Origin of the sequence: Ruegeria sp. AU67 (genome assembly GCF_900312795.1) — a bacterium.
Classification (GTDB): Bacteria; Pseudomonadota; Alphaproteobacteria; order Rhodobacterales; family Rhodobacteraceae; genus Ruegeria; species Ruegeria atlantica.
The window spans coordinates 301,719-323,613 of sequence record NZ_OMPH01000020.1; the positions used below are offsets into that span (position 1 = coordinate 301,719).

The following is a 21,895-nucleotide window of genomic DNA, read 5'->3' on the forward strand; positions in this document are numbered from 1 at the left end:
GGAGTGAAGATCATTGCCTGTTACAGCAACAAGGGCGGTGTGGGTAAAACCGCGACCTCGGTCAATCTGGCCCGTGCCTACGCAGCAGCGGGGCACAAAGTTCTGCTGTGCGATCTGGACCCGCAAGGGGCATCCGGGTTCTATCTGCGCGTCAAACCATCCAAAAAGCTGACAGATGCAAGGTTCTTTGAGGATGTCGCGCGGTTTACCAAGTCCATTCGCGCCAGTGACTTCGAGGGGCTGGACGTGCTGCCAGCAAACATGACCTTTCGGGATTTTGACGTCTTCCTGTCACGGATGCGGAACACGAGGTCGCGGCTGAAAAAAGCGCTGATCTCTGCGGGCAGCGATTATGAGGTGATCATTCTGGATTGCCCGCCCAACTTTTCGACCCTGTCGGAAAACATCTTCAAAGCGGCCGATCAGATTGTGGTTCCGGTCATCCCGACGACCCTGTCTGAACGGTCTTTCGATCAGTTGGTCGGGTTTTTTGATGCCAACAAGTTGTCGAAGAAAAAGCTGACGGCATTCTTCTCTATGGTGCAACAGCGCAAGACCCTGCACCTTGAGACTATGGATGCGATGCGAAAGCTCTATCGCAAGCGGTTCCTGCGCAGCTCAATCCCGTTTGCGGCGGATATCGAACGGATGGGGCAGAACCGTGCGCCGGTCAGTGAATTCGCCCCGCGCAGCGCCGCCAGTTTGGCATATCAAAAGCTGTATGATGAGATGGAAAACGGAGTGGTTTCAAAGCGATGAGCACCGAAATTGAACGCAAGTTTCTGGTGGCGGAACTGCCCGATCTGAGCGGCGCGGATAGGGCCGTCGTACGTCAAGGCTATCTGACTGCACCAAGCGATTCCACGGAACTGCGTCTGCGGCAGAAGAATGACGGGTACTTTTTAACGCTCAAAGGGGCGGGCTCCTTGGTGCGGGTGGAACGCGAGGCCGAGATCACGGCCGAGCAATTCGAAACCTTCTGGCCGGAAACCGAAGGACGTCGGGTTGAGAAAGAACGCTATACCGGAAAAATGCCAGACGGTCGGGTGTTTGAGCTGGACATCTTTCTGGGAAACCTCGCGCCGCTGCGGCTGGTCGAGGTGGAGTTCGACACAGAGGCCGAGGCGCAGGCATACACGCCTCCCGACTGGTTCGGAACAGATGTGACGGCAGATAAACGTTATAAAAACAAAATGATGGCGATCAAGGGTGTGCCAATCTAGGGCATACGCGCCAGTTTGATTGTTGCCTCAAGACCCGGGTCGCAATTGCGCGCCTCGAATGCGCCCTGATGCATGTGTGAAATCGCTGCCACCAGCGCCAGGCCCAGGCCTGAGTTGCGCTCGGTCCTTGCGGGATCGAGCGTCACAAAGGGCACCTGCAGGCGTGGCAAATCCTCTTCAGGGACACCCGGACCCCGATCACGCACGCTCAGGCAGGTGTAGGGACCGCTTTCTGACAGGGTGATCGTGATCGCCGTCTTTTCCGGGGCATAACGCATGGCATTTTCCAGAAGATTCGACAGCGCTTGAGATAGAAGCGGGCGGTGTCCCTGAACAGTGTTGGCGGTGCCGACGACCTCCAGCGAGATGCCCTGATCGGCGGCAACTGGTTCGTACAGCTCGACGACGTCACCAATCAGTTGCTGCAGATTCACGGGTTCGAATTGTTCCCGCCCGACGCCAGCCTCGGCGCGTGAGATTTCAGTCAATTGCCCTAGAACACGCAGCACGTGGTCGATCTCGGCCGCAGCGCGGGCCACGTCGACCTCGCGGTCCAGATCACTTTTGGACGGGTCAGACAGCGACTCGACCCTTTGCCGCAGACGGGACAGGGGGGATCGCAAGTCATGCGCGATTGAATTTGAGGTTGTGCGCAGATTGCTGATCAGTTCCTCAATCCGATCCAACATGCTGTTCAAGGTTCCGGCCACTTGATCCAGCTCATCCCCGGTTCCGCGCAAGGGCATGCGGCGGGACAGATCACCTGACACGATGTTTTCCGCCGTTCCCGCAAATTCGGACAGGCGCGTGAACACCAGCCGGGTGAAAAGCCAGCCGGTTAGAAGGCTCAGCGCCAACGCTATCGCAAGCGCCAAGCCAACCGCGCGCAACAGCGCCCTGTCGAATTGTTGCCGCGCAAGGGCATCGCGCCCAACCAGCAGGCGTTCGCCGCCGGGCAAGCGCACCGAGGCGGCCGAGATCGGCACCAATTGGTCGTTATCGGCGCGTCGAAGATCCAGATCGACCCAACCGCTGCCTGCTGTAACATCCGCAGGCCAGTGCTTGAGGTTTCCGGCCAGCTTTACACCGAACCGGTCAGTCAAAAGATACAAAGCATCCCGTTCGGACGCGGTTGGAATCCTGCGTTCAATGGCCTGCAACAGCCCAAACAGGCCGCGCCGTTCATATTCATCAGCCAGACCGGTTAATTCGGCGGATACCACTGAACGGGTCTCGCCCTCGATACTGCGATTGGCGGTGAAGTATACAAGCCCCAGCACGATTGCGGTCAGCAATGTGCTGAGGACCATGCTGGCAAGGACGAGGCGGGTACGGGAATTATTGAACGAAAGTCGCAAGTTATCCATCGGATATCATGTAACCCGCACCTCGAACCGTTTCAATCAATGGCGGCCTGTCGCCTTCATCCAGCTGGCGGCGCAGCTTTGATATATGGACGTCGACCACATTGGTATTCGGGTCGAAATGATAATCCCAGACACCTTCCAGCAGCATTGTGCGCGATACAACGCGGTTCTTGCGGCGCAGAAAGAACTCAAGGATCTGGAACTCACGCGGGGTCAGGGAAATCTCTTGTCCGTCGCGAGTGACTTTACGAGTCAGCAAGTCCATCTCAAGATCGCGGCAGGTCAGCGTCGCGGTCTCCTCAGATTCCTGCGGGCGTCGCAACAGGGCTTCGATCCGCGCATGCAGTTCTTGGAACGAAAACGGTTTGACCAGATAGTCATCCGCACCCGAACGTAAGCCCTTGACCCGTTCGTCAACCGCACTCATCGCGGTCAGCATCAGGGTAGGGGTCTTGACCCCGGCCGCCCGCAAAGATCGGATTAGCGAAAGGCCATCAAGACCTGGAAGCATCCGGTCCAGCACAATGGCGTCAAACCCACCATCCGTGGCGTGGTACAAACCCTCGCGCCCGTCTGCGGCCTGCTCGACCACATAACCTTCCTCGCCAAAGCCCTTGGCGATGAACTCACGAGTGTCCTCGTCATCTTCGACGATCAGCAGGCGACGGCTCATATTTTGCGTTCCTTTCTAGCGGGATTTAAACACAAAAATCCGGCAAAGCACATGATTTGCTTAAATTACGTGCCGGGTGCGTTGCAGCGCACCCGGCAGTCTCAGCGGAATGCGGACAATTCAATCCGCCGAGGAGGCGTACGCCAGAAATCCCCATCAAATGGCGCACGCGGACTTCGGATCAGGCGATTTCTACCGCCACGAAGATTTGGTTTCCGCCACGGTTGATCAGCACCAGCGCAGGATCAGTCTTTTCGCTGTCCAGCGCGGCCTTCAGCGCGTCGGGTGAGGCGGTTTCCTGACCCCCCAGCTTTACGATCACGTCGCCGCGTAGCAGGCCGGCCTTGGCAGCAGGGCTGTCTGGCTTCAGATCAGTGACGACCACGCCGTCGACATTCTCAGCAACGCCCATCTGAGCACGGTTGCTGTCGGTCAGCGGTGCGACGGTCACGCCCAATGCAGTGCCCGAGATACCTTCGTCCACGGATTTGTCGATCTCAGCCGAGGCGCTTTGATGCTGACCGATTGTCAGTTCAATCTGCTGTTCCTTGCCATCGCGCAGAACGGTCATGACACTGTCGGTACCGACTTTGGTTGTGCCCACAAGGATCGGCAATTCACTGCTGGAGTCGACGGATTCGTCGTTGAAGGTCAGGATGACATCACCTTGCTCAAGCACGCCCTCGGCCGGGCTGCCTGCGACGACATCCGACACCAGCGCGCCGGTTGAGGCGTCGATACCCATCGCTGCTGCGATCTCGGGGCTGACATTCTGGATCGAAACACCCAGCCAGCCGCGGCTGACCTGGCCGTCATCGCGCAGATCGGCCGCGATATGTTCAACGATGTTCGAGGTCACGGCAAAGCCAAGACCAACCGAACCGCCGGTAGGAGAGTAAATGGCCGAGTTAACGCCAATCACTTCGCCTTCCATGTTGAACAGCGGACCGCCCGAATTGCCTTTGTTGATGGCTGCATCGGTTTGAATGAATTCAGCGTAAGGTCCGGCCGAGATGTTGCGGCCCTTGGCCGAAACGATGCCCGTGGTCACGGTCGAATGCAGGCCAAACGGATTGCCGATCGCCACGACATCTTCACCCACGCGGATAACGTCGCTGTCACCGATCTCGACGGCCTGCAACGCTTCGCCAGCGTCGATCTTCAGAACGGCGATATCGGTCAGCGGGTCGGTGCCCACAATCTCGGCCTCGAAACTACGATCGTCGCTCAGACGGACGGTCACGGTCGATGCATTGTCGACAACATGGTGGTTGGTGATGATGTACCCGGCTTCGTCCAATACAAAACCCGACCCCAGACCTTGGGATGGTCCGCGCTGCGGTGCCTGAAAGCCCTCAGGCGCGCCGAAGCGCTTGAAGAACTCACCAAAGGGGTGGTCTTCCAAATCAAAATTCTGTCCTTGTCCCGGCGCTTGTACGGGTACGATGTCCTGTTCCGCGATGATGGTCACCACCGACGGCGACACGCCTTCGACCAGATCGGCCAGGGCTTCGTCGGCCAGCGAGGGCAGGGCAGTCGTGGCCAGCAGCGCTGCACCAAGGGCGGATGCGCCAACCAAGCCAGTGGCGCGTGGCAAAAGCAGTGAGGATTTACGGATGCTCATTTTAGTCTCCTGTTTATATCGCGCGATAGCAGGCGCGCGTTAACCGAGGAGATGAGGCATCAGTCTGTGAGTTTCCTGTGCTCAGGATTAAGACATCTTAATTTAGCCACAAACAGGGTGTTTTATATCGACGGTCCGAAGAGAAGCCCAGCGAATCGCTAGTCGCGAATCATCCATTGTCGCCAATTTTAGAGTCAAATCCTGAATCATCCTGAATTGATTCAGTTTTGGTAACAAAGGATCACTGGAAGTCTTTGGCGGAAAAACGCTCGTCTCTTGGTTGTGGTGCGTTTCTACAACCTGAACAAAACAAGTGCATCTTTTGTGCAAAGGTTTAAATATGCTTAATAAAGAGTATACATAATGTCCGATGTGACCTAGGGCGTATAGCTTATTGATCGTCTATAGGTTGATTTCGCCTCGGCGAGATGTTGCGCAAAAGCCAATCCGAGACGCCAAAAATTAACCGTTCCTTCCAGTTTTACATTGTTTGGACGCACCGTTTGGGTGACGATGATCTTGCCCATACGAAGGGGGAGCCGACGGCACTAGGGGGTGCCAACGGCTTGTCACAGTCACTGGAAACGTTGAGCGGCATGTTAACGAGGGGGTCTTGTTTAGGTTCAGCGGCGGAATAGCCAGGGTGCCATAGGCATTTTTGGCAGCGTTTTCAGGATTGGTGAAAAGTGGTAGTCCTGTGTTGGGCAAGCGGCCTGGTCGGTATCGACCGGGCCGTTTCTATTTTGGCAGGCCGGTTATGTGGCCTTCCCGGCCCGCCAGCGTGCCCAATCTTCGGGAGTGTCCAAATCCAACAGGGCCTTTTGACCGGGTAGTGGTTGAAGATGCACTGCATTCTTATGCGCCTGCACAACGGACTGAGCGCCCTCATCGCCTGTAAGTTGCCTTAGCTCTCTGAACAGCGGACGGGCAAACACAACCGGATGGCCGGGCATTCCTTTGGCTGTCGCCCCACGCCAGATCAAGCAATTTGGATATTCTTGGACAGACCCTGCGACCTGTTTCAGGTCACTAACTGTGATTTCCGGCAAATCTGCCAGTAAAACCATGACAGCCCCGGCATCGGCGGGCACATGCGCAAGAGCACCGCGCAAACTGGCGTTCATGCCCTCATCAGCGTCGGGTATTTCAACTGCAACAACATCCATACCTTTCAAGGCGTCCTGGCGAGGATGCGGAGTAGGCGGAAGCGCAACGATCACCGGGCCTACCTGCAACGCTGTGTGTGCGGATCGCCGTAGCAGGGGCATGCCATCGACGCTTTGCATCAGCTTGTCCGTGCCAGCCATGCGGCGGGATTGTCCGGCGGCCAGAAGGATAATGGGAATGTCTGTCATACCTTCACATAGCCGCCATAGCCGTCTTTTGTCATCCCCGCATACGTTCACCGTCCGCATCGAACAGTGGGGTTGAGATCACGCGCGCCTTGCGCATCTGGCCCAGAATCTCAATCTCGACCTCCAAACCCTCACATATGCGATCCGAGGGCAGGAAACCTATTGCGATGGATTTGTCGGCATAGTGGGAATACCCGCCCGAGGTGCAGAACCCGACGACGACGCCATCCAGCCAGACCGGTTCATAGGCATTTAGGTCGGCGTCGTCAGCATCCACTTCGAATGAGACCAGCTTACGCGCGGTCCCCTCGGACCGTTCCAGTTCGGCCGCAGCTCGACCGATAAAGTCCGTGTTCTTCGTGAATGCGATAAAGCGATCCAGCCCGGTTTCCGCGGCAGAGTAGTCGGGTGAGAACTCGCGCATCCACGAGCCAAAGAACTTGTCCAACCGCAGGCTCATCATCGCGCGCATGCCAAAGGGCACCATACCGTGGGGCTTACCGGCCTGCCAAAGGGTCCACCACAATTGCCGTTGGGCCATCGGATCACAGTAGATTTCGTACCCCAGATCGCCCGTGTAGCTGACCCTTTGAACGGTGCAGTCGGTCATACCGATGGTCATGCGGCGAACATCAAGGAACCTGAGGTCCGAGATGTCCGTACGGGTACAGGCGGCCAGAACCTCAGTCGCCTTGGGACCTGCGATCTGAAAACCGTTCAGACGATCGCTATTGTTATCAATTGTAACGCCGTCATCCTGATGCTGCAGGAACCACCGCATATGGAAGGCCTGGCTGCCATATGACGCCGTTAGTTGGAATTCGGTTTCGGCCAGACAGGAAACGGTGAAATCCCCGATCAACTTGCCTTTGGGCGACAGCATTGGTGTCAGCGACAGGCGTCCAGGCTTTGGAATGCGGCCAGCCATGATGCGGTCCAGCCAGTCGCGCGCACCCGGGCCGGTGATGCGATACTTGCCGAAATTGTGGACCTCGTTGATGCCGACACCATTGCGCACAGCGCGCACCTCGCGCCCGGTCGCCTCGAACGCATCCGAGCGGCGGAATGAGGGCGTTTCATAGCCCGGCTCATCACCCTGCGCAAAATAGTTCGCAACCTCCAGCCCGTATTGCTGACCCCAAACCGCGCCCAGATCGCTGAAGATATCGTACATCGGGGTGGTCCGGTTCGGACGCGCGGCAGGCAGTTCTTCGTTGGGGTAGGCGACACTAAAGCGTTTCTGATAGTTCTCGATCACCTTCGGGCGCGTATAGCCAGGCCCGATCCAGTCGCCGAAGCGGGCGACATCCATGGCGAACACGTCGCGTTCGGGCTCACCTTCGATCATCCACTGCGCCAGCGTCAGGCCAACCCCGCCGCCCTGACTGAACCCGGCCATCACGCCACAGGCGGACCAGTAGTTGCGCATGCCCGGCACCGGCCCGACCAGCGGGTTGCCATCGGGCGCAAAGGTAAACGGTCCATGGATCACCGATTTGACGCCAGCCTCGGCCAGAACGGGGAAGCGTTTGTAGGCAAATTCGATACTGTCGGTGATCTTGTCGTAATCATCGGGCAGAAGTTCGTGGCCGAATTCCCACGGTGTGCCATCGACAGCCCAGGGTTTGCAGGGCTGTTCATAGAACCCAATACACAGCCCGCGCCCTTCCTGCCGCAGATAGCTCTCTCCGGCGGGATCCATCACATGCGGATGCTCGCCGCCAGCGTCGATGATCGCCTCGATCTGAGGGATCGAGTCTGTCACCAGATACTGGTGTTCCATCGGGTGTATGGGGAAATAGACGCCCGCCATCGCGCCAACCTCGCGCGCCCAAAGGCCACCGGCATTGACGATGTGTTCGGCATGGATCGTACCCTTGTCGGTGACCACATCCCATGTCCCATCGGTGCGTTGGATGGTCTCGCGTACCATGCAGTGCGTTTCGATCGTAGCGCCTCCCATCCGGGCCGCTTTGGCATAGGCATGGGTGGTCCCCGACGGATCCAGATGACCGTCCAGCGGATCATAAAGCGCACCGATGATCCCGTCGGTGTTGGTGATCGGAGCGATCTTTTTGATCTCATCCGGACCAACGATTTCCGTCTCCAACCCCATGAACCGATGCTTGGCGCGTTCCGCCAGCAACATGTCGAACCGATCCTGATCATCTGCCAGCGTCACTCCGCCCACATGATGCAGACCGCAGGACATGCCGGTAATCTCTTCCAGCTCTTGATACAGTCGGATCGTATATCCCTGCAGCGCCGCCATGTTGGTGTCGCCGTTCAGGGTGTGAAACCCACCCGCCGCGTGCCAGGTCGACCCGCTGGTCAGCTCGGACCGTTCCAACAGCATCACGTCCGTCCACCCCAGCTTGGTCAGGTGATAGAGTACGGAACATCCAACGACTCCGCCGCCGATGACTGCAACTTGGGTTGTGAGTTTCATGCACGTCTCCTGATGCCTATGCCGTCAGTCTCAATAGGAAAGCTGCCTTTGCAATAGCTTCAGCGACAGAAAGTGTCGCGGAAGGCGATCCGGGTTCAGCACCTGCTGGCGACGCCAAACAGGAAGGATACGGTGGTTGTCTAAAAGAAAACCGGCGCTCGGATCAGAACGCCGGTGGATTCTTGCAGTTCTTTGGGTTGTCCTCAGAGAGGTCGAACTTTCAGTTCTGTGATCCGGTTGCCTTGACGTTTTGTCACCTCAAAGCGGAAGCCGTGAAAGGAAAAGACCTGACCGACGGTTGGGATCATCTGCGCTTCGTGAATGACCAGACCGGCGATGGTATTTGCCTCAACGTCGGGCAGGGACCAATCCATCGCGCGGTTGGCGTCGCGGATCGTGGTGGCCCCTTCAACCAGAAACTGCCCATCTTCGGTTCGGGTCACGGATACGTCTTCGTCGATGTCGAACTCGTCCGCGATCTCGCCCACGATTTCCTCGAGGATATCCTCAAGCGTGATCAGCCCGCGCAGTGAACCGTATTCATCCACCACCAGCGCAAAGTGGCTGTGCATCCGCAGGAATTCGCGCATCTGATCGTCCAGAGTGGTGGTTTCCGGAACAAAATAGGGGTCGTTCGCGACCTTGAGGATGTCGAATTCTTTCAGTCGGTTATCAGCGTTCTCACTGCCGTCGGCATGGGCGTACATCGCACGGAACAGGTCCTTGGCGTGGACGACACCAACGATGTTTTCCTGTTCGTCGCGAAACACGGGCAGGCGGGTGTGGCTGCTTTTCAGACATTGCTGAAGGATGGCCTCGGGCGAGGCGTCTGCATCGATCATCTCGATATTCGAGCGGTGCAACATGATCTCTTCAACCGTACGATCGCCCAGATCCAGCGCGCCAAGGATACGGTCGCGGTCTTCCTTTTCGACCACGCCTTCGGAATGTCCAAGCTGCAACGCTCCGGCGATTTCCTCGCGCACGGCCAGAATGTTGCTGTCCGGGTCGATCTGGACGCCGAACAGGCGCAGAACACCGCGTACCAGCAGGCGCACGGCTGCAACGATAGGCGAAAAAACCGTCACGACGACGCCGATGATCGGTGCCACGGCTGCGGCCGCCTTTTCCGAATTGGTGATCGCGTAGGTCTTGGGAAGAACCTCGGCAAAGATCAGGACCAGAAGGGTCATCACCAGCGTTGCCAGCGCAACGCCGCTTTCACCGAACAGGCGTGTGAAAAGCGCGGTCGCCAGCGACGCAGCAAGGATGTTGACAAGGTTGTTGCCCAACAGGACCGAGCCGATCAGCCGTTCGTTGTCGTCCGTGATTTCCAGCGCCTTTTGCGCACCGCGTGAACCCTTGTCGGCCTGTACACGCAGTTTTCCGCGCGATGATGCGGTCAATGCCGTTTCAGAACCCGAGAAAAAGCCCGATAGGACAAGCAAAAGAAGAATGGCGCCTGTGGTAAACCAGAATGCGCCGTCGATCAGAGAAGCAGAAGAGGGTTCCATCGGTCCTTGGTTGTTCGTGATACTGCATCCGTTATGGGGGTGCGCATGCTGTGGATCAAGGGGTTAGCCGTCGTCATCGCCGTCTTTAGCCAGCGGGTGATGCTGCAACACAAGCTCTGAAAGGCGTTCGTCCAGGACATGGGTGTAGATTTCCGTGGTCGCCACGTCGGCATGGCCCAGCAGGGTCTGGATCGACCGCAGATCAGCGCCATTGGCAAGAAGATGCGTGGCAAAGGCATGGCGCAGGGTGTGTGGTGTCACTTTTTCCGGGGAAACGCCACCTTCTACGGCCAGTTCCTTGACCAGCAGAAAAAACCTGTGCCGGGTCAGATAGCCGGATTTGCCGCGAGAAGGAAACAGGAACTTGGAACGCTGAGCACCGTCTGCAACCTGCTTGCCCTCGGTCTCGTCCCTGATAAGCAACCACGCCGCCAACGCATCGCGCGCCGGAGGGGACAGTGGCACCATCCGTTCCTTGCCACCTTTGCCCAGCACAAGCAGCATGCGAGGGTCACCTCTGGCCGAGGAGACCGGCAGCGAAACCAATTCAGTTACCCGCATTCCCGTGGCGTACAGAACCTCCATCAGGCAGGTGTTGCGCACCCGTTCTGCATCCTTGCGACCGGTGCGGCGCGCGGCCTCAAGCAAACGATCGACTTCGGCGACATCCAATGTTTTGGGCAGCCGTTTTTGCCGACCGGGGCCTTTGATCTGAATGGCGGGGTTAGCTTCAAGCCAACCTTCTTCAAAGGCGAACCGAAACAGTTGCTTGATCGCCGACAACCGACGTGCGCGCGTGGAACGGGACAGGCCCTGTGCGTCGCAGTCTATCAGGTATTGTTCGATTTGTTCTCTTTGTGTGTCGGGAAAACCCGTCTTTCGACGTTCCAGCCAGGCCGAGAATTCTTTCAGATCGCGGCCATAGGCTAGCAGCGTATTGGTCGCGGCCCCCAATTCGGCGGCCTGAGCTTGCAAAAAGGTGGAAATCCACAAGTCCTGTGTCGCTGGGGCGGCCACAGTCAACCGTCCTGCAGGATCAGCAAGTTCAGCGCGGCGCGGCGGGCGGTGTCCTCAAGACCCACCCGGCGCAGCGTCGCAATGGCTGCTGTCAGATCGACTAAGTTGCCGCGTGCCCCGTGTGCAAACCGCTGCATGGTCTCCAAGATCGCTTCACCCAGCTGATCATTGTTTAGCATCGTTTCGATATTCGACGGGACCGGAGCAGCCCATGCAAACCCTTGCGCAACCGCATCCGCCAGAGGCGAAGGAGAGCGCGCGCGCCCCGGATCGCCTTGCGCTAACGCCGCCAGAAAGTGATTTTCGTCGGATTGACCGGGCACAGAAAGGGCCGCTGTTTCATACAGTTCGGACAACAGCAGGATACGCCAGCGCAGCTGTTCCGCCGACGGATCCGTCAGCTCTATCTGCGACAGGCGTTCTGCGAACAATTCTGCAAAGGGTACCTCTAATCCGATCAGGCGCATTTGCGTCCACACAGTATTTAAAGCTCGGGCGATTTTGTCGGGATTGCGCGAATCCAGTGCAGACTCGAACCGTTGCACGGACGAGACCCTGTCCCAAACTGCGCCGGACGCGGCCGGAGAGCGCTCGGTATACAGACCCAGCAACTGGTTGGGGGTCAGCGCGCCAATGCGGGTCAGCCGCTCAGCCGCTTCGATCTGCGCTTTCCACCCGGCTACGTCCCGCAGGTCGGCATTTGCAAAGGCACGGGGCAGAGGGGCCGATGGCAGGCGTTCCCCGATCGCCTCAAACAGGCGAAAGGTGAGTGGGCTGGGATCATCTGGTTGCGGAAGGTATTCGGCTTCTTCAAGCAACTCGGGGCTGAGAAAGCGATCCAGCACATCCAGCTCATCTGGTGGCAATATCTGCAATGCGTGCGCCGCTTCCAGCGTTAGGGCGGCTGATGGCCAGTCTCCGCGTCGGGCCTTGCAGAAAATCTGTGCGGCGTAGTCCTGCGACAGGTGTGGCTTCGCGATCAGCGACGTACAGCTGCGATCCTCGTCCCCGGTGAGCAGGGTGGCGTCAAACCAGCGCTGGAACCTTTCGCGTGTGTCGGTCGGACCGGCCAATTGGACCAGCGATTGCGCCGGGTCGGCTGCACCAAGTTGCATCAACCGGTCGATGCGGGCGAGCAGCAGGGTTTCTTCAGCACCCGAACCAGCTGGTGCGCGAGCCTCTGACAGGATCAGAGTAAACAGTAATCGCTGCATCGCGGGGTTATAGCGAACCGGCACGTCGGTGATCAGCTCGGCCAGCCGGTCGGCATCACTATTCTGCCAAAGATGCACCGGCAGGCCAGTAACAGACGACGACACAAGCCCCAACGGCTGTGACAGCGCCTCAAGCGGAGAGACTTGGATATCCGGCTGAATGCCCGTCTCTGTGACTGGTGGTTCCAACAGGACAGTCCCCGGCAGGTTTTTCGGAGGGTCCGTCAGCCAATCGATGACAGAAAGAGGAGCCTGTTGCGCCTGCGCTGAACCAGCCAGCAATAGTCCAGCCAGTGCGGCTTTATTCAACATTCAGGATTACCGGCTCTCGTATCTCGTCCTGTGGGGCCGAGAAATCCACCCCGAATATCGGACCCAGATAGGCATATCCCACCAGCCCGACAAAACACAGGCAAACAATATATATCAGGAACTTGATCAGACGGCCCATTGCTCAACGCTGCCCCAATTTTGTCTTTTGCCATAGTTATAGCTGGCATTTTTCGTAAGATCACGTCATTCACGTTGAAATGAGCGAAATTAAGCATAACGCCCACACAGAAGGTACTGATGCGGTCTTTGAACTGCACAAAACCGTCGTTCTTGTTGGCATGATGGGGGCCGGAAAGACGGCTGTGGGCCGTGCTTTGGCCGCAAGGCTGGGTGTTCCCTTCCTCGACAGCGACGCCGAGATCGAATCGGCCGCCAATATGACCATCCCCGAGATATTTGAGCGTGATGGTGAACCGTTCTTTCGCGCCAAGGAAAGTCAGGTCATCGGACGTCTGCTGGACGAGGAAAAAGGCATCCTGTCAACTGGCGGCGGCGCTTTTCTTTCCGATCAGAACCGCCAGATGATCACCGAACGCGGGGTCTCGGTCTGGCTGCGGGCTGACTTGAAGGTGTTGTGGAACAGGGTCAAACATAAGGACACACGGCCTTTGCTGCGCACGGCTGACCCATATGCGACCTTGCGCGCCTTGTATGAAGCCCGCGTCCCGGTTTATGCGCAGGCAGGTCTGACAGTTGAGTCCGATGGCGAAACCTCGATTGAAAATATGGTGGACCGGGTGGTGGAGTCGATGTTGACGCGCCCCGACGTATTGGAACGGAAGTAAATGCACCAAACCGTACATGTAGAGCTGGGCGAACGCTCGTATGACGTGGAAATCGGGCCCGACCTGCTGGCACAATCCGGCACGATGATTGCACCCTTGTTGCACCGGCCCAAGGTCGCCGTTCTGACGGATGAGAACGTGGCCGGGTTACATCTGAATGCGTTGCGGGATGGCCTGGCAACAGCTGGAATCGAGATGACCTCGCTGGCCTTGCCCGCAGGAGAATCCACCAAAAGCTGGCCGCATTTCGAGCGCGCGGTTGAATGGCTTTTGTCGGAAAAGGTAGAACGCGGCGATGTGGTGATTGCCTTGGGTGGCGGGGTCATCGGTGATCTTGCGGGATTTGCTGCGGCCGTTTTGCGGCGCGGTGTCCGTTTTGTCCAGATACCGACCTCGTTGCTGGCACAGGTGGACAGTTCTGTTGGCGGAAAAACCGGCATCAACGCTCCACAGGGCAAAAACCTGATTGGGGCATTCCATCAGCCGTCTCTGGTTCTGGCGGACACCTCGGTTCTAGGCACCATGACTCAGCGGGATTTCCTGTCGGGCTATGGCGAGGTGGTCAAGTACGGCCTGCTGGGCGATGCAGAGTTCTTTGAATGGCTCGAAAGAAACGGTCCCGACGTTTCGGGTGGCGATATGGCCGCGCGCGTGCGGGCGGTTACACGCTCGGTTCAGATGAAGGCCGATATCGTAGCCCGCGACGAGACTGAGCAGGGCGACCGTGCGCTGCTGAACCTTGGGCACACTTTCTGTCATGCGCTGGAAGCGGCCACCGGGTATTCTGATCGCCTGTTGCACGGCGAGGGTGTCGCTATCGGTTGTGCACTGGCGTTTGAGCTGTCCTCTCGTCTTGGGCTGTGCTCACAGGAGGAACCGAGCCGTGTTCGGGCACACTTGCGCGCGATGGGAATGAAAACCGATCTGGCGGACATTCCCGGAGATCTGCCGGATGCCGAAGCGCTGGTTGACCTGATGGCGCAGGATAAAAAGGTCATCGACGGGCAGTTGCGGTTTATTCTTGCCCGCGGGATCGGCCAGGCTTTTGTCACTTCGGATGTCCCACGCGACGCTGTGCTGACAGTGCTGGAAGACGCCTTGGCAACGGCCTGATCAGCGTCCGCGGATCACCATCAATTCACCGATGTTTTCGCGGTTGATGTAGCCAACCATTGTCCCGGCCTGCGTGCAAACTGCGACGGCGGGAGCACCCTTGTGTAGTTTCCCCAGCACGGTTTCCAGGCCGGTGGTCAATTCAACGCGCGGGATCTCGGTTTCCATGATCGAAGTTGCCAGATCCGACCGAGGTGCCTCTTGCGCCATGGCAGTGAACAGCGTGCCGCGTGCTATAAAGCCCAGCAGGTCTCCATTCGGACCCAACACGGGGAATTCGTGTTGCGTGGTGTGAATGACGGCCTGTGCGGCAGTTGCAAGCGTGTCGTTGGGCGATAGGGCGTGAAACTCGGTAATCATCGCGTCGCGGGCCAGCACCCGCCGCGCGACCGAGCGCATGGCCACATCGTGGCTTTCCGCATTGGCCGCGACGAACACAAAGACGGCGATCAAAACCAGCAGAGGGTTACCTGTGCTCAGACCGAGAAAACCAAACGCCACCGCCACGACCTGACCCGCCAGAGCGGCGATACGTGTGGCTTTTACCCGGTCCATCTTCAGACATAAAAGCGCGCGGAATACCCGACCGCCGTCCATAGGGAAGGCCGGGATCATGTTGAATACGGCCAGCAACAAATTCACATAGGCAAGCCGGTTCAACAGTCCGGCACTGGTCGAATCGATCCGGGCTAGGGAGTCCAGCGTCATTCCTGCCCCCATGGCCATCAAAACGATCCAGATCACAATATTTACCGCCGGCCCGGCCAGAGCGACCCAGACTTCTTCCATGGGCTTCTCGGGCATCCTTTCGAGCCGGGCAAGCCCGCCGATAGGCAGCAAGGTGATGTCAGGGGTTTTGATGCCGTAACGCCGCGCCATCAGCGCGTGGCCGAACTCATGCGCGACAACGCAGGCAAACAGGGCCAGAACAAAGATCAGGTTGTCGATCGCGGCGGGCACCCCGCCTTTGGAATAAGCCGCAAAGGCGACCCAGCCCAGTAGTAGGAAAAAGGTGACATGGACCCTCAGTTCCGACCCCAGTACCCGGCCGAGAGTGAAGGACCATGTCATGTTTCGTCTCCGTTTGCCTTAGAACGGAATCTCGTCGTCGTCGATTCCGCCGGATGCAGGTGCAGGGGCAGGGGCGCTGGACTGTCCGCCATACGGATCGCCATAGCCGCCGCCCGCCTGACCACCGCCATAGCTGCCTGACTGTCCGCCGCCATAACCGCCTCCGCCGCTGCCTTCGCCGCGTGCATCAAGCATCACAAGGGTCGAGCCGAATCCCTGAAGAACAACCTCAGTCGAATAACGGTCTTGCCCAGATTGGTCCTGCCATTTGCGGGTCTGCAATTGCCCTTCGAGATAGACCTTCGAGCCTTTGCGCAGATATTGCTCCGCCACGCGGACTAGCCCTTCATTGAAGATCGCGACCGAGTGCCACTCGGTGCGCTCACGACGCTCGCCAGTATTGCGGTCCTTCCAGTTTTCGGATGTGGCGATGCGCAGGTTGCATACTTTGCCCCCGTTTTGGAAATTCCTAACTTCAGGATCCCGGCCAAGATTTCCGACCAGAATGACCTTGTTGACTGAACCTGCCATATATTTCCCCGTTCTTGTCTGTGTCGAGCGCGCCCGAATCTGACGCGAAGTTTCTACGCGACCCTATACGGCCTGCGTCATGGTTAAAACACAGTTGATGTGTGCAACGGTTGGCAAGAAACTACGCAGGTTCTGTTTACCAAGCTTTTATTCTTGCCTGAAATACCTATAGTCATTCGGGTTCGAGAGCGAGCGGGATTGGCATAAATGCGTTTTCAAGTTGGTTGTTTTTCTGTTCTGTGCCTTGCGCTGGTTTCGGGTCCAGTTGCAGCTGACACCCTGTCTACCAAAAGCCGTAAGGATATTTTCCTCAAACAATCCAAGATTCTGGACTCGCGCGCAGCCACCCAATACCGCGATTCTGAACGGCTGAAGCCGAAGACCGCGCAGCCAACTCAGGTCATCAAACGGTATAATGGTAAATATCGCGGTCAATACCTGGCGCTGGCGCGGCAAGCAGCCCGGAAACACAGTGTCCCGGAAGAACTATTCCTGCGACTGGTTCAACAGGAAAGCGGATGGAACCCGCACGCGGTTTCCCACAAAGGGGCACTTGGTCTGGCACAGCTGATGCCTGGCACCGCGCGCCTTTTGGGTGTGAACCCGCATGATCCGAAACAAAATTTGGAAGGCGGGGCCCGTTATTTGTCGTGGCAGTACCGCAAGTTCAAATCCTGGCGTCTGGCGCTGGCGGCTTATAACGCCGGCCCGAAAGCCGTGGAAAAGCACGGCGGCGTTCCGCCCTACAAAGAAACCCAGAACTATGTGAAAGTGATCTGGGGCGGCTGATAAACAACCAACCCAAGTCAGAAAAGAACCGGCACTGTGGCCGGTTCTTTGCGTTTGGGCTGTTACTCGGCCGCGATTTTGATGACCGGCTCCATGCGGGCCAGAACGTCTTCGGACAGATGGCATTTAACCTGATGTCCGTCAGCCAGGGTTTTCACCGGCGGCACATCTTTCTCGCACAGCCCGCCCGGCACTTCGGATTTCCATCGACAGCGCGTCTGGAAAGGGCACCCCGGGGGTGGGTTCATGGCCGAGGGGATATCACCATCAAGAACGATATGCGCTTTTTCAACCGACGTATCCGCGATGGGAACAGCACTCAGCAGGGCCTCGGTATAGGGGTGATAGGGCGGCGAGAACACTTGATCGGTGGTTCCCAGCTCGACCACATGGCCCAGATACATCACCATCACCCGGTCGCTGAGATAGCGCACAATCGACAGGTCGTGACTGATGAACAGCAAGGTCGTCTTGTGTTCGCGCTGTATCTCCATCAACAGGTCGGTCACCGCCGCCTGAACGGACACATCCAAAGCCGACACAGGCTCGTCCGCAACAACGATCCGCGCATCGCCGGCAAAGGCGCGCGCGATACCGACGCGCTGTTTCTGTCCACCGGACAACTGACGCGGCATCCGATCGGCAAAGGCGCGCGGTAGCTTCACCAGATCTAACAATTCCAGCATGCGTTGTTTTCGTTCAGCCTCGGAATTGCCGATGCCAAAAATTTCCAACGCGCGGATGATCTGCCGCCCAACGGTCATCGAGGGGTTCAGAGTGTCAAACGGGTTCTGGAATACCATTTGAACTTCGCCCACGGTTTTGGCATCCCGCTCTTCGATCGGCACATCTTCGATGTTGCGGTTGTCCAGTAGGATTTGCCCATCTGTGGCCGTTTCAAGCCCCATCAAAACCTTGGCAAACGTGGATTTACCGCACCCGGATTCGCCTACAATCGCCAGCGTCTCAGACTCATGTGCCTCAAAGCTCAGTGTTTCGTTGGCTTTGACTACCTTCTTCTCACCGCCCCCGAACAACGCATTGGCGGCTACCTCATAGTATTTCTTGAGGTTGTCCATTTTCAGGACAACGCGACCGATTTCACCTTTTTCTTTCTTGTCGGCCAAAGTGATCGGGGCGTTCCAGTCAATCTCCTTGAACTTCAAACAGCGTGTGTGGTGGCGGTCATTGCCGGGCACAGGCTCCATCAGAATGTTTTGCGCGTCGCAGCGGCCTTCCTCGAAATAGTCGCAGCGCGGGCCAAAGTTACAGCCTGACGGGCGTTCGTGGGGCAGGGGAAAGTTCCCGGGAATGGCCACCAGTGGGCGGGCGTTCTTGTCTGCCCCCGGCAACGGGATCGAGCGGAACAGCGCCTGCGTATAGGGGTGCTGCATCTCGTCGAAAACATCGTGGATCGAGCCGCGCTCGACTGCCTCACCCGAATACATCACACAAAGCCGGTCACAAGTTTCCAGAACCAGACCAAGGTTGTGGGAAATGAACAGCATCGAGGTGCCGTATTTCTTACCCAAATCCCTGACCAGCTCGACTACGGCGGCCTCAACCGTCACATCCAGTGCGGTTGTCGGTTCATCCAGAATCAACAGCGCCGGCTTCGACATCAGCGCCATCGCGATCACGATACGCTGCTGCTGCCCCCCTGACAGTTGATGGGGGAACGAATTCAGCATCCGCTCGGGGTCGGGCAGGCGTACGTCCGTTACCACTTCCAATGCGCGTGCATAGGCCTCTTCCTTGCCGACTCCCTCGTGGATCATCGGCACTTCCATCAATTGCTTGCCGATCTTCATCGCCGGGTTCAGCGAGGCCATCGGCTCCTGATAGATCATCGCGATCTCATTGCCGCGGATGTCGCGCAATTCATCCGCGCTCATCTCTGCCAGATCGCGCCCTTTGAACTTGATCGAACCGCCGACAACCCGCCCGTTCTTGCCGAGGTCCTGCATGACCCCAAGTGCCACAGTGGACTTTCCGCAACCGGATTCTCCGACCAGTCCAACAGCCTCGCCGGGCTGTACGCTGACCGAAAAATCCATCACGGCGGGAATTTCCCGAAGGCGGGTGAAGAAAGAAATCGAAAGTTTGTCGATCTCAAGAATTGGGCCGTCATATTCCGCCAATTTGTTCATCTTGTATCTCCTCGCGAGAGTCCGGGGATCCCCTTCATCTGGCTAAAAATATCCTTGGGGGGTCCGGGGGCAAAGCCCCCGGTCGCTCTCACGTCAGTCCTTCAGGCTTTCTTCGCGCAGGCCATCTGCCAGCAGGTTCAGACCAAGAACCAGCGACAGCAAGGCAAAGGCAGGCGGAAGGGCAGGGTGCAGATAGATAGAAAGTAGCTTGCGCCCTTCATTGATCGTAGAGCCCCAATCCGGGCTTTCCGGCGGCAGCCCCAATCCGAAGAAACCCAAGGTCCCCAACAGGATTGTGGTATAGCCGATGCGCAGACAGAAATCGACGATCAGCGGACCACGTGCATTGGGCAGGATTTCCCACAGCATGATGTACCACGGGCCTTCGCCACGGGTCTGTGCCGCAGCCACGTAATCCCGTGTTTTGATGTCCAGCGCGAGACCGCGCACGATGCGGAACACGGTGGGTGAGTTCACGAAGACAACCGAAACAAACACCACGAGGATACCGCCAGGGATATCGAACAGGTCCAGATAGGTCGGCAAGCCCCAAATGCCGTAATCATCGGTGTTGATGATGTAGCCATCGGTCGAAATCAGCGACAGATACAGCCACAGCGCGATACCCAGAACCCCGATCAACAGCGGAGTGCGGAAATTCGGGCGGGTGTAATACCGCGAGTTCAGCAGAACGCCGATGAACAAGATCGGGAATATGAACAAAACGGCTGCCATATAGTTAGGCACGCCTGTCGCCACGATTTCGGGTGTTACCAGCAGGTAGAACAACAGGATTACCGGGAAAGCCAGGATCAGGTTGGCAAGGAAGGACAGGAACGTGTCCAGACGTCCTCCGTAGTACCCTGCTGGAAGACCCAGAGTGATCCCGACCATAAATGCGAACATGGTCGCAAGCGGTGCGATCTGCACCACGATCCATGCGCCTTTGACCATGCGACTAAAGACGTCGCGGGCAAGGTTGTCGCCGCCCAGAAGGTACCAGGCATACTCGCCGTCTTCAGGGTTTTGCAGGGGCGTTCCAGGCACTTTGTTCTTCATGCCAGAGACCTGACTCAGCGGGTCATGTGTGATGATCAGATCCAGCGCACCGAAGATACCGGTGAAGACCCAAAACATCACAAGGCCGAAGCCGATCATGCCGATGGGGCTGTCGAACAGTTTGCCGTACAGCCCGAGGCGTCGTTTGAAGGCGATCGACATTGCAAATAGGATGATCAGAGACAACCACACAGGCAGAAATTGCTGTGAGATCGCGCCGACGATCCCGGCACTGGTACCCATGACGATGCCAAGAACGATATACGCCAGCGCAAGGACGACACAGGCGAAAAAGCTGTATCTCAAGGCTGATTGGGTCAATCCCCGCAATCCTGTGCCTGAGCTGAGCGTGCCGTCCGCATTCAAGCTCAACGGGGCTTCGGGTAGGACGATGCTGCCGATGATCCAGACGACGATAGATACGACCAACGCAGCCAGCGCGATCATCAGGATAGGGTTTAGAATGGCGATAGAGCCGGTCCAGCTAAGAGGTTCCATGATCTATCTCCCTTACGAAATACGGATGCGCGGGTTGAGGTAGACATAGCCGATATCGGATATCAGCTGCGTCACCAGCACCACAAAGACCGACACGACCGAAATCGCCAGCAAGAGCTGAATGTCGTTGTTGCCCGCCGCCTGTACCAGTGCCCAGCCGAAACCCTTGTAGTTGAATAGGGTTTCAACAATTACCACGCCATTCAGCAGCCATGGGAACTGCAGCATGATGACAGTAAAGGGGGCGATCAGAGCGTTGCGCAGCGCGTGCTTCATAACGATGTTGCCAAAGGAAACACCCTTGAGACGCGCGGTACGGATGTATTGTGCGGTCATCACCTCGGTCATCGAAGCGCGGGTCATCCGGGCGATATAGCCCATCCCGTAAAGCGCAATGGTCAGAACCGGCAGAAAGAAGTTCTCAAAGGTCGGATTGTCCATCGCTTGCGTTGCAGTGCCCTTGAACCATTTCAGGCCCACGGTGGACGAGGTGAAGATCGCGATGAAGATCACGCCTGATACGTATTCCGGCGTCGCCGTCGTGATGATCGAGAAGGTGGAGAGGGACCGGTCAAGCGCTGATCCTTCGCGCATCCCGGCCAATACTCCGACCAGTAGCGCGGATGGCACCATCAGGACCAAAACCCAAAACATCAGATAGCCGGTGTTGCCCAGGCGTTTGCCAACAATGGTGCCGACCTCGTCTTTGAACACGCTGGAATAGCCCCAGTCGCCTTGCAAAACACCGCAATATCTGGAGGTCGTTTCCTCGGTCGACCCCGGTCTGGTACACGTTCCAAGGAACGTGCCGTCATCAAGTGTCTTGGTATAGCCTGGCAAAACCCCCAGCCATTGACCGTATTTGACCAGCGTTGGTTGCAGATAACCGCGATTGTCCAACCAGGTCTCAACCTGTTCGTCGGACATCCGCTGGTTGCCCTGCGTTTTCGCAAGCTTTTCCAGGTTCGGGTAGAGGTTGGTAAGAAAGAAGACCACGAAAGTCAGGCACAATGCAGTAAGAAGCATGACGCCGAACCGTCGGAGGATGAATAGTCCCATGATGGCCCCTGTTGTTCGGGTGTTCCGCAGATCATTGGACCATTGTCTGGCCTCGGACATCCGACCCCGTG

At 57.6% G+C, this 21,895-nt stretch carries 19 protein-coding genes; 5 read left to right on the forward strand and 14 right to left on the reverse strand.

What is annotated here, in order from left to right:
• The first annotated feature begins 3 nt into the window (after positions 1-3).
• The gene (locus DK510_RS11130; RefSeq protein WP_109312145.1) at positions 4-759 is read left to right on the forward strand and encodes a ParA family protein; all 756 of its coding nucleotides are present in this window, start codon (positions 4-6) and stop codon (positions 757-759) included.
• Positions 756-1,223 carry a CYTH domain-containing protein gene (locus DK510_RS11135; protein ID WP_109312146.1) on the forward strand — a complete coding sequence of 156 codons (468 nt, stop codon included), beginning with the start codon at positions 756-758 and terminating at the stop codon, positions 1,221-1,223. The genes DK510_RS11130 and DK510_RS11135 overlap by 4 nt, the downstream gene beginning before the upstream one ends.
• Here DK510_RS11135 and DK510_RS11140 read toward each other — a convergent pair.
• From DK510_RS11140 to DK510_RS22970, 9 genes are all read right to left on the reverse strand, one after another.
• Complete coding sequence (locus DK510_RS11140; protein ID WP_109312147.1) at positions 1,220-2,590, reverse strand: HAMP domain-containing sensor histidine kinase; 1,371 nt, start codon at positions 2,588-2,590, stop codon at positions 1,220-1,222. The genes DK510_RS11135 and DK510_RS11140 overlap by 4 nt on opposite strands.
• Positions 2,583-3,263, reverse strand: coding sequence for a response regulator transcription factor (locus tag DK510_RS11145; RefSeq protein WP_058273791.1), 681 nt, complete (start codon positions 3,261-3,263; stop codon positions 2,583-2,585). Before DK510_RS11145 ends, DK510_RS11140 begins: the two co-directional genes overlap by 8 nt.
• Before the next feature lie 181 nt (positions 3,264-3,444).
• Positions 3,445-4,887 carry a Do family serine endopeptidase gene (locus DK510_RS11150; RefSeq protein ID WP_109312148.1) on the reverse strand — a complete coding sequence of 481 codons (1,443 nt, stop codon included), beginning with the start codon at positions 4,885-4,887 and terminating at the stop codon, positions 3,445-3,447.
• 755 nt (positions 4,888-5,642) lie between these two features.
• Positions 5,643-6,242, reverse strand: coding sequence for an NTP transferase domain-containing protein (locus DK510_RS11155; protein WP_109312149.1), 600 nt, complete (start codon positions 6,240-6,242; stop codon positions 5,643-5,645).
• A 31-nt stretch (positions 6,243-6,273) separates the two neighbouring features.
• On the reverse strand, positions 6,274-8,691 hold the full coding sequence (locus DK510_RS11160; RefSeq protein WP_109312150.1) for an FAD-dependent oxidoreductase: 2,418 nt from the start codon (positions 8,689-8,691) through the stop codon (positions 6,274-6,276).
• Positions 8,692-8,894: 203 nt separating this feature from the next.
• Positions 8,895-10,205 carry an HlyC/CorC family transporter gene (locus DK510_RS11165; protein ID WP_109312151.1) on the reverse strand — a complete coding sequence of 437 codons (1,311 nt, stop codon included), beginning with the start codon at positions 10,203-10,205 and terminating at the stop codon, positions 8,895-8,897.
• Between the two features lie 63 nt (positions 10,206-10,268).
• A complete protein-coding gene (locus tag DK510_RS11170; protein ID WP_109312152.1) occupies positions 10,269-11,222 on the reverse strand; it encodes a site-specific tyrosine recombinase XerD in 954 nt (317 codons plus the stop codon).
• Positions 11,223-11,224: 2 nt separating this feature from the next.
• Positions 11,225-12,748 (reverse strand): hypothetical protein, encoded by a 1,524-nt coding sequence (locus tag DK510_RS11175; RefSeq protein ID WP_109312153.1) that lies wholly within the window; start codon positions 12,746-12,748, stop codon positions 11,225-11,227.
• Entirely contained in the window at positions 12,738-12,887 is a 150-nt protein-coding gene (locus DK510_RS22970; protein ID WP_170557697.1) for a hypothetical protein, read from the reverse strand. Before DK510_RS22970 ends, DK510_RS11175 begins: the two co-directional genes overlap by 11 nt.
• Before the next feature lie 79 nt (positions 12,888-12,966).
• Between DK510_RS22970 and DK510_RS11180 the strand changes: the two genes are divergently transcribed.
• Entirely contained in the window at positions 12,967-13,554 is a 588-nt protein-coding gene (locus tag DK510_RS11180; protein WP_058277741.1) for a shikimate kinase, read from the forward strand.
• The gene (aroB, locus tag DK510_RS11185; protein ID WP_109312154.1) at positions 13,555-14,667 is read left to right on the forward strand and encodes a 3-dehydroquinate synthase; all 1,113 of its coding nucleotides are present in this window, start codon (positions 13,555-13,557) and stop codon (positions 14,665-14,667) included. It abuts the gene before it with no gap.
• Here the strand turns inward: aroB and DK510_RS11190 are convergent, their stop codons facing one another.
• Positions 14,668-15,738 (reverse strand): site-2 protease family protein, encoded by a 1,071-nt coding sequence (locus DK510_RS11190; RefSeq protein WP_109312155.1) that lies wholly within the window; start codon positions 15,736-15,738, stop codon positions 14,668-14,670.
• An 18-nt stretch (positions 15,739-15,756) separates the two neighbouring features.
• Positions 15,757-16,269 carry a single-stranded DNA-binding protein gene (gene ssb / locus DK510_RS11195; protein ID WP_109312156.1) on the reverse strand — a complete coding sequence of 171 codons (513 nt, stop codon included), beginning with the start codon at positions 16,267-16,269 and terminating at the stop codon, positions 15,757-15,759.
• Positions 16,270-16,476: 207 nt separating this feature from the next.
• Between ssb and DK510_RS11200 the strand changes: the two genes are divergently transcribed.
• Positions 16,477-17,058: a lytic transglycosylase domain-containing protein gene (locus DK510_RS11200; protein ID WP_109312157.1), complete on the forward strand. Its 582-nt coding sequence runs from the start codon at positions 16,477-16,479 to the stop codon at positions 17,056-17,058.
• A 62-nt stretch (positions 17,059-17,120) separates the two neighbouring features.
• Here DK510_RS11200 and DK510_RS11205 read toward each other — a convergent pair whose 3' ends face one another.
• The 3 genes from DK510_RS11205 to DK510_RS11215 all read right to left on the reverse strand — a co-directional run bounded on the left by DK510_RS11205 (position 17,121) and on the right by DK510_RS11215 (position 21,824).
• On the reverse strand, positions 17,121-19,208 hold the full coding sequence (locus tag DK510_RS11205) for an ABC transporter ATP-binding protein (protein WP_109312158.1): 2,088 nt from the start codon (positions 19,206-19,208) through the stop codon (positions 17,121-17,123).
• A gap of 93 nt (positions 19,209-19,301) precedes the next feature.
• Positions 19,302-20,765: an ABC transporter permease gene (locus DK510_RS11210; RefSeq protein WP_109312159.1), complete on the reverse strand. Its 1,464-nt coding sequence runs from the start codon at positions 20,763-20,765 to the stop codon at positions 19,302-19,304.
• A gap of 12 nt (positions 20,766-20,777) precedes the next feature.
• Positions 20,778-21,824, reverse strand: a complete 1,047-nt coding sequence (locus DK510_RS11215; RefSeq protein ID WP_058274233.1) for an ABC transporter permease — start codon at positions 21,822-21,824, stop codon at positions 20,778-20,780.
• Between the last annotated feature and the right edge of the window lie 71 nt (positions 21,825-21,895).